We start from the raw sequence: 14,087 nt of genomic DNA on the forward strand, positions 1-14,087 counted from the left end.
CTGCCATTTTGTATTTATATACAAAATAGAAAATAATTGCACTCGTTTTCTATTGAGTAATAAACATCTGAATAATGAACTTGAGGTAGGTATGAGCAAAAACAAAAAAACATTAACTGAACGTATTTTTCACGCAGTGTCATTTGAAGTCATCGCGATTGCGATAACTGCGCCGGTCAGTGCATGGCTTTTAGGACGCTCAATTTTTGAAATGGGAACCGTCGCCATTGTGTTATCAACTCTCGCGATGTTATTAAACTTATTTTATAACATGCTGTTCGATCGCTACTGGCCTTTATCAAAAGGACCTAGACCTGCAAAGGTACGCGTTGCTCACGCCATTGGCTTTGAACTCAGTTTTGTTGTCATGGGCGTACCAATATTGGCACTATTATTAAAAATGTCGCTATGGAATGCATTTTTATTAGAAGTCGGCTTCTTTGCCTTCTTCCTTTTCTATACTTATGCATTTAATCTGGCATACGATTTATTACGTGAACGCTGGTTTGCCAATAAAGAAAAGCAGACCATTATTGTAAAACAAACCACAAACTAAGTTTAATCCATTAAAGGCTCAGTATATTACCGCCCTTGCGACTAAGGTAATCTCACTAAAGTCGCGAGGGGATTTTAAAACATTGAGTCATAATAATTTTAGTTATGGTAATTAAGGCTGTCGGACGGCACCATTTCGCGCTCATTTAACCCATAATCACGGATCACGGAAGCGACTCGCAAACGATAATATTTCAAAATAGACTCTCGCCCCTTTGCTTGCGCTAACCGATGTAATTCAGTATTTCTCCATACCATGACTGCTTCCTCACTTTCCCAAAAAGAAAGAGACAACAATTTGTTATTGTCACTTAAACTTTGAAATCGTTCGATAGAGATAAAACCGTTAATTTCAATCAATGACTCTTTCAATTGTTGAGCTAGCGCTAAATAATTCTCTTGTTGCCCTTCATTCGCCTGTAATTCAAAAATAACAGCAATCATCTTTTTTCCTCTGATCAATCAATACTGCAATATTCATTATTTTGCATTTTAATACCTCTGATAGTACCTCAACTTTGCCACTTTTTCGTCTTTAATATCGGTAAAATCTGCACTATCTCATACTTAATCTTTCCACCTCAAAATAGTCGAATGCATCTTATGCATTCATTATTTGCATAAATGTCAATTTTAGCATCAATACCCATGACCTATATTAAGAGCGTGTTAAGAATAATTTTTTTGTTATTTTTATTTAATATAAATTAATCATAATCACCTGTATATATGAATAATAAATCACATTTATTTTAAATCAATTAAAAATGATAGTTATTAATTTAGCTATTGATTTAATTATTTTATTTAAATTCATGAAATTGAAAATACAACTTCATCGAAAGATGCTGAATTTCAAACATCATCTTGCAATGAAGTTATTTAACTCATTCTCAACCTGAGTATGAAAAATTTTATTTAATAAGGTTTTAAGATGAAGAAGTACATATTCCCCACTATATTTTCTTTGATGATGAGTGCGACTGTTTATGCGGATAATACATCTCATGAAAATGCAGTTATCTCATTAGGCTTTACTGAAAATAATACGTCTTATGCCAATCAAGCCGCAATTGCCGCACATATTAAAGCTGCCAATTTACCCGTCACTAGAATTAATGGTATTTCAAAACCGCTTTCACAAATGAATGCGAATGAAAAGGCTATCGTCGCGTTAAGCTTTACTGAAAATAATATGTCTCATGCAAATCAAGCTGCAATAGCCTCACATATTAAGGCTGGAGAAATATCTCACAGTAAAATTAACGGTATAGCAAAACCTTTCTCTCTAATGAATAGCAATGAGCGCGCAGCAATAGCACTTAGTTTTACTGAAAATAACAGCTCACCCTCAATTCGTCATTCTATCGAACAACATTTAATTAGGAGTAAATCACAATAAGAAAATTAAAAGCAATTTAATTTATCACACATAAAGTAAATAAGGCTTGGCGTTAATAATTAAGTTCAAGCCTTTACTTTTTAAAAGTTAGAGTAAAAAATAAATTCCACTCAAAATAAAATCACAATATATTCTATTATATTTTTAGCTAGTCATCACAATTCACTACAACTATTGCGTAAAATACGCATTATCGTCTCAGCACCGCTACGGTTAGGATTAATACGGATCATCCGTTCTTCCAAGTCTGGTGCGGCTTCCCTAAACGTGCCTGAAATTCGATAAAACAAAGGTGGAATTTCAAATCGTGATTCAGCTCCCACAGGATAAGGTAAAGCCCCCATCTCCGTCGCTTTAGCGAGTACCTGCTTGGCAATCGGTTGATTAAATTCAATTAACAATACTTTTGATTGTGCATTTGCTAAAAAAGCATGTTTAACCGCTCTGATTTCACCATGATTTAATCGTACAACTAACTCATCATTCACGCTTGCTTGGACAGCATGAGTCACAGGTGCAAACACTAAACCACGTAGCACTTCCATCGCCTGATACCCTTGGATCTGGCTTCCCCCTGAATACATTGTTGCACGTATCTTACTTATCCATTGTCGCTCCCCAACGATCACCCCAACACCTGCGGGTCCCAGTAATTTAAAACTGGAAAAGGTAGATAATGATGCGTTGGCTTCACAACCAATTTGAGATGTTTTCATTACTGCATAATTGTCATCAATAATTGTTGGGATCTGAAAGGAATTCATCAACTCAATAACATCAGGTAGATAATAGCTATCATCCATTTTTTGACGAGTATGCTGTATCAAACATGCTTTTGGTGAGTGTGCTTTTATTACCTTTTTAACCTCTGCTAACTGATTAAAATTCGCTGTGATTACTTTGATCCCCATTTGTTCAATCGAGACACGTGTTGTCGGATAAATAGGCGCATCATGAACCAGTAAAGTTTCACCTGATTTTAGCATCGCGGCAAGGCCAACTCTTAATGCTCCAGTCCCTGCCCCTCCCACTAAAGCGGCTGACTCGGCGCTAAAAAAGTCAGCCAAAACCTGTTCGACTCGTTGCGTGATTTGAGGCTGATTAAGACCCGGAACCAACCCCAAATCACCTTGAGTGAGAAAATCACTACCCGGAAAATGCTGACAAATAATATCAACCAAACGAAACTGTTTTTGTTGTGCCTGATCCATCGTCATGCTTTGTAACGGATATGTTTTCATTTTCACTCTCTTTTATCTAACGTATCTAAATTAGCTCAAACCAACGAGATGAATAATATTGGCAAGAATACCCACAATAATCGTTGCTATTGGGCCTATCGCCATCTCAACAAATGGTCGCTTAGAAGTTCGATTTAGTAGGTAAATCCCTGCAACAACCATAAAGCCCATTCCCGGTAAAATCGCATTTGATGCAATCATCCCGCCAACTAATAAGGAAATTTCTAACATACGCGTAATCGCAGTACGGATATGATCACCGCATGCTTTAACGCCAGGGTATTTATCAAGCCAAATTGCAATCTTTGCTAGCATAATGATTTCTAAGAACATAATCACACAACCAGCAATAAATGCTATCCAAGGATTACTCGTTGCTAATCCGGCAACAAAAACAAATTTCATGCCATCAGGGCTGTACACCCCTGTTGCTATAGCAGTCGTACCTACTAATGGGACAAAGCTAATGGCTCGCGCTAATGCGACCAACATTGCGCTACTTTGCTCTCCTTGAGCCATTAATTGCAGTGATACAGGTCCTTCTGCTAATAAACTAAATGACATCGTCGCCGCCACCGCGGTTAAACCACCACTGAGGATCAACAACCATTTATTTTTCTGAATACGTTCGATGCGGCTGGAAAATAACCCCACCAACATTTCATTTGCCCCTTTTTGACCGTCATCAGTACGTTGAGGAGGGCGTTCTTTCATCGCAAAATAGAACATTGCGACCATCGCCAGTAATAATGCGGTACCGTTTGGATCGAGTTTGACTGGTTTTTCAATTAGGCCACCAAATGTCAAGCTACCGACTGATTGTGTACCTAAATAACCAATAATAGTCGCAACTAGCACCCAAATCCCTTTGCGATAGCCATACTGATAACCTACAACAACCGCTGGGAATAATGAGAAACACACAACAATAGGGTCTCCCACTTTACTCAAGTTATTCATAAAGTTAACAGGTAGCATTGAGAAAATTTCAACGATAGAACGCAGACCTGTCAGTAATCCAACAGCATAAAGCGCACCAATAATACCCGATAAAATAAACCCTTTTTTACTATCCGCACACCAGATACCAATAACATCAGTACCGAGGAGCAAACTGTGAACAAGAATAATTGGTGCAGCTAATGAAAATGGAATACCAAAACCGATAATTAAACCAAAACTTAGCGCAAAACTGGTTGCAGCGAGAGCTTTACGGCTCATACGCCCTTCCAAATATTCAGGGATCAGTGGCCGCAAGCCATCATGAAATACTGCAATTCCTCGGTTTGCCATCATGGCAGATATTGCGCCAATCAAAGCAAGTAACATCGCTTTGAGAGGGTCGACTTCAATAAGCCGCAACAAAAAATCTTGAGCCATAACCTACCCCTTACTCAGAGAAAATGGCCTTAATAATCACAGGCAACACAACATCAATATCTTGTCCTGTAAAACCAAATGCTTTTTTGCCATTTTTGACATGCTCAATAATTTCATCATCAGATAAAATTTTTCCTGGCATACCCACAGTTGCACAAGATCCCATGCCAACAATAGCAATAGCCATTGCCAGTGCACCACCACCCCCGGTATTACAGGCTCCAAGGTAATAGTCTACAGTGCCACTTTTGAGCGCCATTGCAGCTTCTATATCATTCATAACAACAACAGATTCTGCTTTATCGCCAGCAAGTGCACGAATACTGTCTGCAATTTTTTCTTTTTCAATTTGTCCGCCAACAACGAATTTCATAGCTCCATCCTTCTGTTTTTATTTATGATTGTAATTAAAAAATTGAATCGGATTATCACGTAACATTAAATTGACATCTTTTTGAGTGAAACCTGCGTTTATCAACATAGGTACAAAAGTCGTGATTAAATAATCAAAACCTATTCCTCCATTCCCTTTTAAATGAGAACGTCGAGTAATATCCATAGAAAGCATTACTTGCCCTAAAAATCCTTTTGATTTCACTACATTTAACATTTCAATTCGTTTTTCATCAGGGTAATAATCGTTTTTACCAATAGTGTCGAATTGCACCCATCCACCCTCTTCAAGTATCGGTAAAATCACATCAAGATTGTCTTTCAAATCACAATGCCCAATCACAATACTTTTAGGTGAGATACCAAATCCCTTTAACATAACTAGCTGCTCATACCCCATAGTGCTTAATGTCGTATGTGTTGAAATAGGGCGTCCAGTTTCAAGACTAGCCATTGCCGCCGCTTCAAAAACTTTGCGTTCATCATCGGTTATTTTCTCAAAACTTGAGCCGATTTCCGCAATAACACCCGCTTTTAGCGTTGTACCATCAATGCCAATGACAATCTCATCAATCATCTCTTGCGCTATCTGTTTCACACTCAATGATTTAACGCTATCAGGATAAAATTTTTGTTGGTAATAGCCTGTAGAGGCGACAATATTCATTTTACTTTCATGCATAATATTGAGTAAAAACTGAGGATTACGCCCCATATAGCGATTAGTTACCTCAATAATATTGCGCACACCGAGATCATATAACCGGCTCATTTCTGCAACCAACAAAGTGTATTGATCTAAACGGCAATCAATATTATTTTTCTCACCGGATAAATCGATATGTAAATGCTCATGGGCATAGGTATAACCCGTAGGATCAAGGTAATTATTCATTTTTTATCCTTTCTCCTGTAAATTCATTAATGATAAAAATGAGGTACCATTTTGTGGCGATTTTGCATGAAAAAAGTCACAAACTGTCGCCCCAACATCTGAAAGTGTTGCACGATGACCAATATCAACACCGCGAATGCCGGGTTGATAAACTAACAGCGGAACTTTTTCTCGCGTATGCTTACTATGACCAATGGTCGGGTCATTGCCGTGATCAGCCATAACTACCAAACAATCTTCGCTTGTCATAACTTCGATAATGCGAGCTAAATTTTTATCAACAATAGCTAAACAATCCGCATAACGATCAACACTTTGAGCATGACCAGAAAGATCGGTCTCTTGAATGTTAGTACAAATAAAACGGTCACCTGGCACACACATTTCCTCAAAAGTCAGATCCATAATAGTTTGTGAATCGACTAAATTTTTGTAACTGGTGCCATGAGGGTTTTCAACAATATCCGCGACTTTGCCAATTAAGACCGTTTGAACCCCTTTTTTCGCTAATTTTTCTGGAACCTGTTGTTGGCTATCAACCCCATATCCCATATGAACAACCTGAAAACCCTTATCATATGCCCCTGATTTAGGGGCATTAATTCCAATATATCGGCCTTCTTTTTGCTCGACTGCATCATGCATTTGTTGGCTAGATACCATCAAACCACCAAATGCAATCACCCTATCAACTTTCACTTGCTGGCGTACAATCTCACCAATTTTACGTACCTCATCAAAGCCTATTTCAGTCAAATTAGCTGTAATATTAAATACTTGTCCTAAATCAGCTTCAAGATTATCGCCAATCGCAACATGTTGATTAACACAGAGATATTGCAACGGTTTATTTCCTTTTCGGCTCACCTTGAAGCCAGCAGCTATCAGAGCGGCTTCAACATCAGCAAGCACAACTGAAAAAGGGATACGTAAAGGAATTTTGGGTTTTGTGCCCATGATTTCCTGATGCCCCATAAAAGTGTCGCCGCCATCATGTTGAAGGTCAGCAGTTCCCACATTTGCTTCATCAGAAAAATTAATATTATTTGCCTGAAAACCTAGCGCATTAACAATGCCGAGCTTTTCCAACATCGGGAGCTGTAAATCAGGTTTACATTGAAAGATGTGCCCACAGGTATTAGCGCCAATATCTTGCGGCCGTACTGAAGGCACGTCATCCATACTACCAACACCAAAACTATCAATGACGAGAACTAAAAACTTAGCCATGATAACGCTCCTTTTTCCACTCGCCCTGACTGTTGTAAATCCCCTCTAATCTCGGTTTTCCTTGAGAAATACCTGAAATTAAAACAACGTCGCTACGAGTGGCAAAAATTTGTGTGCGAAAGCACATCACGACAGCTGAGCCAATAGGAAATTGCCCCGCTAATGGAATGTGATAATCAATACTTGAACTATCTAGTGGCAAAATATCGGCACTTTGATACTGGTTATCAGACATTCTAACCAGTGCATTCTTCGCGTTTCCTCTTCGATAATACCCGCCACCAAAACAATATGTTTTACCTGCAAATTGATGGGAAACTTCAGTCAAATAAACCATCGCTATCTTTTCAGGTTGTGTACCAAACTGGTTAGCAGGAATGGTGCCTGTAAAAGCATGCCCAGGCTCAGTATGAGTAATACCGTTCTGCGCCAATAAAGGAAGTGTAGAAATACTCGATGCTGATGGGCCATTAATTTGCTTCACATCAATACCCAGTGAACTTAAAGCCCTTGCCGATTCCATTAAAGTTTGAAGGTTCGGTGTTATCTGTGTCGTTTGTTGTTCTTCATTCCACAAAAGACAGGGGAAGTGAGTTAATCCCACAATTTGAATACCCGATAATTTTTTTATTTCAGTAACCGTTTGTTCAATTTTATTAAAATCGAAACCGGCTTCTTGCCCCGGATAAAGGTTGTCGCCATCACGGGTGAACTTTAGTAACACAGGCTGAACCCTATTTAAAGTCAGCGCCACCGCACTAACTTTAGCCGCTTTTTCTAATGAAAATAACGTGATAACCTCAGGTTCTGCTTGTAGTAATGGCTTAATAAGTGCGTCTGGGATCTGGACTAGATGACCGAGATGACTCAAGGGTATATGGTGCTCACTTAGGGTATCCGCTTCTTTAAAATCAACAGCAACAACACCGCGATAACCTAACTCAATCAATTTTTTTGCCAAAAATGGATTACGACCGATTTGCTTAGTCATTGCATAGAGCTCAATACCATTAACTTGCGCAGTCGCCAGTAATTTTTGCCCATTGCTTATGACCTGATCGACATCAATAATGTAGCTATCAGGAAGAATTTCTCCCCTTTGCCAGAAATGTGTCGCGGCCTCAATGAGTTTTGGATTCTGTTTTTTTAATGCCTCAATGAACATACATTTCCCTTAGTGTTGGCAAGAATAGGCGCTGATTTAAATATTCAAAATAATGAATATTTAAACTGAAAATTTAACTATGCTCATTTGCCAATATCAAACTATAAATATTTGCGAGTAAATAACCTTCTTCCGCAGGGTCTAGCGTTAATTGAAAATGACTAAGGAGTGACTGATGAATCTGCGTAACCAATTGGTAATTCTCAAATTGTTTAACTTCATCTAAAATATCACTATCAACAGGTTCAATTTTTTCCCCTCTTCGAGAACGCATCAATGCACTTGCCATGTGTGTTAGTGCCATGTTGCCTTGAGAGTGCCGAATCGTTATTTTCCAATCATTCTCCAAATTTGATATTACACACAACATGCCGTCATGAATATCTTGGTCAATGACACCACCTTGTAATAAAATAGCCAGCCTTTGCTCCATATTTCACTGCTCCCATAACTTAAATTCAATAAACTGGTTCAATTACGCCATCAATTACATTTTTTTGGTGGATTAACAAAGCATCAGGGTCAATCATTGTACTAATGAGTTGCTGCAATTGAGAATCATCTTTACGAGTCAAAATAACCGCTTCTGATGCCTTATAAAAACAATCATGACTAAGATTTTTATTCTCAATTAAAGATTGCGTTGTTAAGCCAAGTTGATCTAGCTCTTTACCCTGGCCGACGTTCCAAATAGCGGCATCAATTTCATGACTCATTATTTTATTAACGCATTCATGATATGAAACATCGACAAAAATATAGTCACCACCGGCACTCCATTGTTCCGTCATCATTTTCTGGTCTGTTGAGGTTCTGTCGACGCCCACTTTTCGAATGCTATTCAACTCACCTTGGCGATAAATCAATTTATGTTCTTGCGCATAGCTATATTTTCCAAGAGCTAGGGCAATATGCACATTATGCTCAGATAAATGCTGCTCAGCTGCCAAACGTGAAGTTACCGCTAAATCATAAATACCATTTTCTAAACACTCAATGCGAATATCAGACCCTCGCATATGTGCGAAATAGAATGGAACCTCTAAAAACTGTGCTTTCAAGCCACTCGCCAGCCCTTCATAAACTCTTGCATAAGGCAGCGGCATAGCACAAACAACGTTACCGATATTAGCAAATTTAAAAAGTAGCTTATGGTCAATCTTAGTAACGAAACTACCATTACGACCCCGTCGCTCAATAGTAATAGCGCCAAGAGCCTCTAATGATTTCAATGCTGATTGCATCAATCCTACTGATAGATAACTATCTTTCGCTAATTCATCAATGGTTTTAAGACGACTACCATTCTCTAAGACCAGTAAATAACGCGAGAGATAAGACTGCGCAATTCCTTCTTTTTTAATAAATGCTTGGGTCATAATATTATTCAAAAATTATATTAAATTTATCTTCATTAATTTGAAGATAAAATGCAAACAAATAAATGTCAATTAGTGACTATCATCACGAATGTGATATAAATGTATCGTAGACAAGAATGTATTAAACAATAACCTTATATATCAAACAATAAGATTATTAAATCTAAAAAAATAAATTTATATACATGATAAATAAGATAAACAATAACTAACTATTTATCTTCCGTTGTAAGAATCGGTGGGAATAGGCGAATAAGATAATTGCCAGATAAAAAAACGGTTCTGGCGTTATTGTTTTCATCGATAACGCAAAGTGTAAAACCACTAATAGCAGCACAGGGTAAAGTAAATTGTGTATTCTTTTCCACCATTTACCAAGCTTAACTCGTAACCAATTAAAAGAACTTATCGCCATTACAAATAAAAATAACCAACAAATTAAGCCTATTGCTAGATAGACTCTGGAATAAATCTCTGAGAAAAATAAAGCCACATTGCTCCAACCTATTTCAAGTAATAAATAGCTCGTTAAATGCAGTGTCGCCCAGACAAAACACCATATCCCTACCAGCTTTCTTACTTGAAATATATTATTCCATTTTAAGTAGTGAGCCAGCATAGGAATAACAGCAATCAACACTAATAAACGCAGTGCTGTCAGCCCAGTAAAATGCTGAATATCCTTTGCGGGATCAGCACTTAGCTGTTGAAGATTAACTGCATAAATAAGCCATGCCAGTGGCAGTAATGCAATTAACTGAAAAATACCTTTTACCAAACCAATTGGCATCTGACGTGGATCCATAAATTAAAAGTTTCTCCTTAAATCCATACCTGTATATAAACTCGCAACCTCTTCGCCATAACCATTAAAAGGCAATGTTGGCTGTCTTGTGACTTGTCCTAATCCCCCTGAGCCAATAAAACGCTCTGAGGCTTGAGACCAACGAGGATGATTGACATCTGGGTTCACATTGGCATAAAAACCATATTCATCTGGCGCAGATAAGTTCCATGTTGTAGGCGGGATGGATTCCGTCAATCTAATTTTGACAATCGATTTAATGCCTTTAAAACCATATTTCCACGGAACAACTAAACGAATAGGTGCACCATTTTGATTAGGTAATTCTTTGCCATACACCCCAGTTGCCATAAATGCTAGCGGATTCATGGCTTCGTCTAAGCGAAGTCCTTCAACGTAAGGATATTGCAGCCCCCCTCCCACAAAACGACTATTTTGACCCGGCATTTCTTCCGGCGCATATCGCGTTTCGAACGCAACATATTTTGCGCGACTTGTTGGCTCAACTAATGCAAGCAAGCTCGCTAATGGAAAGCCAATCCAAGGAATGACCATTGACCACGCTTCGACGCAGCGCATACGATATATACGTTCTTCTAGTGTAAATTTATGACGAATATCATCTAAACTTAACGTTATTGGGCGGTTAACTTCCCCTTCAATTGAAACCATCCACTCATCAGTTTTCATGGTATGTGCATATTCGGCAGGATCGGATTTATTTAAACCGAATTCATAAAAATTATTATAGCCTGTGACCTTATCCTCAGGCGTTAACACTAGTTCACTTTGGTATGCTTCAGGCTTTATAAAGGTGAGTTCTCTTGTCGCTATTTTAGGCGTAACGATTTTTTCATCACCCGAAAACCATGAAAAAAAGTCAGCTTTAACCGCCGAGCTAGCAGCTAATCCTGCCGCGCCAACCCCCAGTAATTTGAGTAAATTTCTACGCTTCATCATGAAAACAGATTCAGGTGTAATATCAGTATCTTTCGTTATTTTCGATTTTTTCATTATTATTTTCCTCAACTCAAATACATAAGTCAGTCACAAGCGTTTTATATAAAAACTGAAAACATAAAAGAAAACACATTGATGAAGAAATAAAATGCGCATTCTTATAATTTGATATTGTTATACCGAAAAATGAATGAAACAAGCTGACGGGTTAATGACAAAATTGTCATGTTAATCATTTCGCCTTATCAATTAGGGAAGGATAAGGTGACAACATTATATTTATCAATACGTTCAAAAATAACTTCACCGCCATGTAAAGTCATAATCGCTTGGACAATTGATAAACCTAATCCGCTGCCATCAGAACTGCGAGCGTTATCCCCGCGCCAAAAACGGGTAAAAACTTCATTTTTGACAGCAATCATGTCACCTTCATTGGTAACCGCAATTATTAACCTTTCATCATTGCGTTCAATATGCGTAGTAACTTGGGTATTAGGGTAAGAATATTTAATCGCATTTGAAATTAAGTTCATTAAAACTCGAACCAATAGCAAACGATCTGCATCAATATGAAGGGAAGACTCGTCATGGATTAGCTGAATTTGCTTTTCTTCTGCATAGTGAGAAAATAATTCATAAACCTCATCAATCACCCCGGATAAAAGAAGATTTTCTCTTTTTAGCGCGATATTTTTATTTTCCGCCCTAGCGATAAATAACACACTTTGAATAATTTTAGCGAGTTTATCTAGCTCTTCAATATTACTCACAATAATGGCTTCATATTCAGCCACAGTACGTGGTCGCTGTAATACAATTTCATTTTGCACACGGATCGCATTAATGGGTGTTCTTAACTCATGTGCCAAATCATCTGATAATTGGGTTAATTTAATAAAATCATTTTTCAGTCTTGACCGCATAATATTTAATGAATCACCTAAATTCTTGAGTTCATCCGGTAACTGTTCAATATCAATGCTCTCGGCAAGTGAATGGATATCACTATTAGCAGTGATCTGACTCAACAAGGTAATATCATGTAATCCACGTTTAATTAACCAAAAACTTAGAATACCCATAAATAAAATCGAGATAATCGGTATAAAGATACTTTTTTTCAAATATTCAGCTAGCACACTGTTACGATCAATAGAGACTTTAGCAATAACAACTTGAAGTTTTCCAATAGGTGATTGAATATCAAAACTAATTGCAGATACTGGCGTTCCCGATGTAGTCTCCCAATGAGTGATAGCATTTAATCCCAATTCATCCAAATTAATCACTTTAAGATGGGAAGTTAATAAAATATCTGAATTGGTTTCCACTATCACATGATTATTTAAATCTTTAATTTGAATAATATCCTGCTTCATATCCATCATACGCTGGAAATAAATAGGTAATGTTTTAATATCAATGCCGCTAACAATCAGTTTCGCCAGTTGATCTGCACGATTTACCAGTAAATTATCATCACGTGAAACCAACTCATTTTTTAGCGAGTAATATAATGTTAATGTCACAAAGCTAGTGTTAACCACCATCAGCAAGACAAATAAAGTGATAATTTTAAAGCGTAATGATTTTACTTTCATGTTGTTGGCCTATTGAGGCGATATCCCATACCTCGAATTGTTTCGATTAATTTCACATCAAAAGTGTCATCTACTTTTTTTCTCAATCGACGAATAGCAACATCGACAATATTAGTATCACTTTCAAAATCAATCCCCCAAACTTCACTGGCGATTAACGTTCGAGGTAAAATTTCATCCACATGCAACGCAAAAAATAGTAATAGTGAATATTCTTGGCGTGTCATAGGGATTTTCAAACCACCGCGCTCAACATCATGCCGAGTAAGATCAACTTTAAGATCAGCAATTTCAATTACTGTCGGCGCGATTTGATGAGTGCGTAATTGATTTTTAATACGTGCTAATAATTCAGAAAATGAAAAAGGCTTAACTAAATAGTCATTTGCACCTAGCTCTAAACCTTTAACACGGTCATCAACCGCATCTCGCGCAGTTAAACAAATAACCGGAACAGCTTTAGATGTTCGTAAAATTTTCAAGATATTCCACCCATCCATACCGGGTAACATAATATCTAAAATGATTAATTGGTAATCATTTTCTAACGCAAAATAGAGGCCATCCCTACCATCAGTCGCAATATCGACAGTAAAACCCGCCTCTTCTAAGCCTTTTTTTATCCAACTTCCTGTTTTATCATGATCTTCAATTAATAATATTTTCATTTTAACGATCCTAAAATCCTTTTTATTCATAATAATCTGAATATTTATAACGAGCTTTATAGTCTCTTTCAATCATTTGTTAATCGCTTTATGCGAGATTAGGGACTATTGATCTTTGATAGTCAATTTTCATTCGGATTAAAAAGCACGTTACATGCACCTCAGTCTGCACTTTTAAACTATTAAGCTATCGCACCGCCATTTGCATCTAGCATCGACAAACCACTCTCGTCATTTTTGACGATCGGCTCTACTTCATGTTTTTTTCGTCTATGAGAAAATAGGTATAAAAAATATCATTTTTAAATTCAATAGATTAGATAAGTTTAGTTTAAATATTAAAACTGGCATAAACCCTGCATATATAAGGGAGATAAGGCGGTATTTAACCGTTAAATGAAAAATAT

Annotated in this window: 15 protein-coding genes; 2 read left to right on the forward strand and 13 right to left on the reverse strand. The window is 37.4% G+C overall.

Annotated features, from left to right (window positions below):
• The first annotated feature begins 91 nt into the window (after window positions 1–91).
• Window positions 92–556 carry a multidrug/biocide efflux PACE transporter gene (locus AAZR93_RS07630; RefSeq protein ID WP_294103016.1) on the forward strand — a complete coding sequence of 155 codons (465 nt, stop codon included), beginning with the start codon at window positions 92–94 and terminating at the stop codon, window positions 554–556.
• Window positions 557–654: 98 nt separating this feature from the next.
• Here the strand turns inward: AAZR93_RS07630 and AAZR93_RS07635 are convergent, their stop codons facing one another.
• Window positions 655–999 (reverse strand): antibiotic biosynthesis monooxygenase family protein, encoded by a 345-nt coding sequence (locus AAZR93_RS07635; RefSeq protein WP_434719416.1) that lies wholly within the window; start codon window positions 997–999, stop codon window positions 655–657.
• A 490-nt stretch (window positions 1,000–1,489) separates the two neighbouring features.
• On the opposite strand from AAZR93_RS07635, the gene AAZR93_RS07640 reads away from it, so the two are divergent.
• Window positions 1,490–1,957 carry a hypothetical protein gene (locus tag AAZR93_RS07640; protein ID WP_434719417.1) on the forward strand — a complete coding sequence of 156 codons (468 nt, stop codon included), beginning with the start codon at window positions 1,490–1,492 and terminating at the stop codon, window positions 1,955–1,957.
• Window positions 1,958–2,112: 155 nt separating this feature from the next.
• On the opposite strand, the gene AAZR93_RS07645 is transcribed toward AAZR93_RS07640, so the two are convergent.
• From AAZR93_RS07645 to hprR, 12 genes are all read right to left on the reverse strand, one after another.
• The gene (locus AAZR93_RS07645; protein ID WP_434719418.1) at window positions 2,113–3,198 is read right to left on the reverse strand and encodes an aminotransferase class V-fold PLP-dependent enzyme; all 1,086 of its coding nucleotides are present in this window, start codon (window positions 3,196–3,198) and stop codon (window positions 2,113–2,115) included.
• 30 nt (window positions 3,199–3,228) lie between these two features.
• Complete coding sequence (locus AAZR93_RS07650; RefSeq protein ID WP_294103003.1) at window positions 3,229–4,578, reverse strand: YhfT family protein; 1,350 nt, start codon at window positions 4,576–4,578, stop codon at window positions 3,229–3,231.
• A 10-nt stretch (window positions 4,579–4,588) separates the two neighbouring features.
• Window positions 4,589–4,951 carry a DUF2620 domain-containing protein gene (locus tag AAZR93_RS07655; RefSeq protein ID WP_434719419.1) on the reverse strand — a complete coding sequence of 121 codons (363 nt, stop codon included), beginning with the start codon at window positions 4,949–4,951 and terminating at the stop codon, window positions 4,589–4,591.
• Between the two features lie 18 nt (window positions 4,952–4,969).
• A complete protein-coding gene (locus tag AAZR93_RS07660) occupies window positions 4,970–5,866 on the reverse strand; it encodes a phosphotriesterase-related protein (RefSeq protein ID WP_434719420.1) in 897 nt (298 codons plus the stop codon).
• Between the two features lie 3 nt (window positions 5,867–5,869).
• Window positions 5,870–7,096 carry a phosphopentomutase gene (locus AAZR93_RS07665; protein ID WP_434719421.1) on the reverse strand — a complete coding sequence of 409 codons (1,227 nt, stop codon included), beginning with the start codon at window positions 7,094–7,096 and terminating at the stop codon, window positions 5,870–5,872.
• Window positions 7,089–8,261: a YhfX family PLP-dependent enzyme gene (locus AAZR93_RS07670; RefSeq protein ID WP_294102992.1), complete on the reverse strand. Its 1,173-nt coding sequence runs from the start codon at window positions 8,259–8,261 to the stop codon at window positions 7,089–7,091. Before AAZR93_RS07670 ends, AAZR93_RS07665 begins: the two co-directional genes overlap by 8 nt.
• 73 nt (window positions 8,262–8,334) lie before the next feature.
• The gene (locus AAZR93_RS07675; RefSeq protein ID WP_434719422.1) at window positions 8,335–8,694 is read right to left on the reverse strand and encodes a PRD domain-containing protein; all 360 of its coding nucleotides are present in this window, start codon (window positions 8,692–8,694) and stop codon (window positions 8,335–8,337) included.
• Window positions 8,695–8,719: 25 nt separating this feature from the next.
• Window positions 8,720–9,640, reverse strand: coding sequence for a GntR family transcriptional regulator YhfZ (yhfZ, locus tag AAZR93_RS07680; RefSeq protein ID WP_434719423.1), 921 nt, complete (start codon window positions 9,638–9,640; stop codon window positions 8,720–8,722).
• A gap of 211 nt (window positions 9,641–9,851) precedes the next feature.
• Window positions 9,852–10,448 (reverse strand): sulfite oxidase heme-binding subunit YedZ, encoded by a 597-nt coding sequence (locus tag AAZR93_RS07685; RefSeq protein ID WP_434719424.1) that lies wholly within the window; start codon window positions 10,446–10,448, stop codon window positions 9,852–9,854.
• Window positions 10,449–10,451: 3 nt separating this feature from the next.
• Window positions 10,452–11,462, reverse strand: coding sequence for a protein-methionine-sulfoxide reductase catalytic subunit MsrP (gene msrP / locus AAZR93_RS07690; protein WP_294102980.1), 1,011 nt, complete (start codon window positions 11,460–11,462; stop codon window positions 10,452–10,454).
• A gap of 191 nt (window positions 11,463–11,653) precedes the next feature.
• Window positions 11,654–13,012 (reverse strand): heavy metal sensor histidine kinase, encoded by a 1,359-nt coding sequence (locus tag AAZR93_RS07695; RefSeq protein WP_434719425.1) that lies wholly within the window; start codon window positions 13,010–13,012, stop codon window positions 11,654–11,656.
• Entirely contained in the window at window positions 13,009–13,680 is a 672-nt protein-coding gene (gene hprR / locus AAZR93_RS07700) for a response regulator transcription factor HprR (protein WP_434719426.1), read from the reverse strand. Before hprR ends, AAZR93_RS07695 begins: the two co-directional genes overlap by 4 nt.
• Window positions 13,681–14,087 lie beyond the last annotated feature (407 nt).

This window comes from Providencia sp. Je.9.19, from assembly GCF_051129765.1.
Classification (GTDB): domain Bacteria; phylum Pseudomonadota; class Gammaproteobacteria; order Enterobacterales; family Enterobacteriaceae; genus Providencia.

What these genes read in the sequence shown, in the direction of transcription:
- hprR (WP_434719426.1), bottom strand. Translation starts at nt 13,680, where the DNA reads ATGAAAATATTATTAATTGAAGATCATGATAAAACAGGAAGTTGGATA.
- AAZR93_RS07665 (WP_434719421.1), bottom strand. Translation starts at nt 7,096, where the DNA reads ATGGCTAAGTTTTTAGTTCTCGTCATTGATAGTTTTGGTGTTGGTAGT.
- AAZR93_RS07675 (WP_434719422.1), bottom strand. Translation starts at nt 8,694, where the DNA reads ATGGAGCAAAGGCTGGCTATTTTATTACAAGGTGGTGTCATTGACCAA.
- msrP (WP_294102980.1), bottom strand. Translation starts at nt 11,462, where the DNA reads ATGAAAAAATCGAAAATAACGAAAGATACTGATATTACACCTGAATCT.
- AAZR93_RS07660 (WP_434719420.1), bottom strand. Translation starts at nt 5,866, where the DNA reads ATGAATAATTACCTTGATCCTACGGGTTATACCTATGCCCATGAGCAT.
- AAZR93_RS07695 (WP_434719425.1), bottom strand. Translation starts at nt 13,012, where the DNA reads ATGAAAGTAAAATCATTACGCTTTAAAATTATCACTTTATTTGTCTTG.
- AAZR93_RS07630 (WP_294103016.1), top strand. Translation starts at nt 92, where the DNA reads ATGAGCAAAAACAAAAAAACATTAACTGAACGTATTTTTCACGCAGTG.
- AAZR93_RS07655 (WP_434719419.1), bottom strand. Translation starts at nt 4,951, where the DNA reads ATGAAATTCGTTGTTGGCGGACAAATTGAAAAAGAAAAAATTGCAGAC.
- AAZR93_RS07670 (WP_294102992.1), bottom strand. Translation starts at nt 8,261, where the DNA reads ATGTTCATTGAGGCATTAAAAAAACAGAATCCAAAACTCATTGAGGCC.
- AAZR93_RS07640 (WP_434719417.1), top strand. Translation starts at nt 1,490, where the DNA reads ATGAAGAAGTACATATTCCCCACTATATTTTCTTTGATGATGAGTGCG.
- AAZR93_RS07635 (WP_434719416.1), bottom strand. Translation starts at nt 999, where the DNA reads ATGATTGCTGTTATTTTTGAATTACAGGCGAATGAAGGGCAACAAGAG.
- yhfZ (WP_434719423.1), bottom strand. Translation starts at nt 9,640, where the DNA reads ATGACCCAAGCATTTATTAAAAAAGAAGGAATTGCGCAGTCTTATCTC.
- AAZR93_RS07685 (WP_434719424.1), bottom strand. Translation starts at nt 10,448, where the DNA reads ATGGATCCACGTCAGATGCCAATTGGTTTGGTAAAAGGTATTTTTCAG.
- AAZR93_RS07645 (WP_434719418.1), bottom strand. Translation starts at nt 3,198, where the DNA reads ATGAAAACATATCCGTTACAAAGCATGACGATGGATCAGGCACAACAA.
- AAZR93_RS07650 (WP_294103003.1), bottom strand. Translation starts at nt 4,578, where the DNA reads ATGGCTCAAGATTTTTTGTTGCGGCTTATTGAAGTCGACCCTCTCAAA.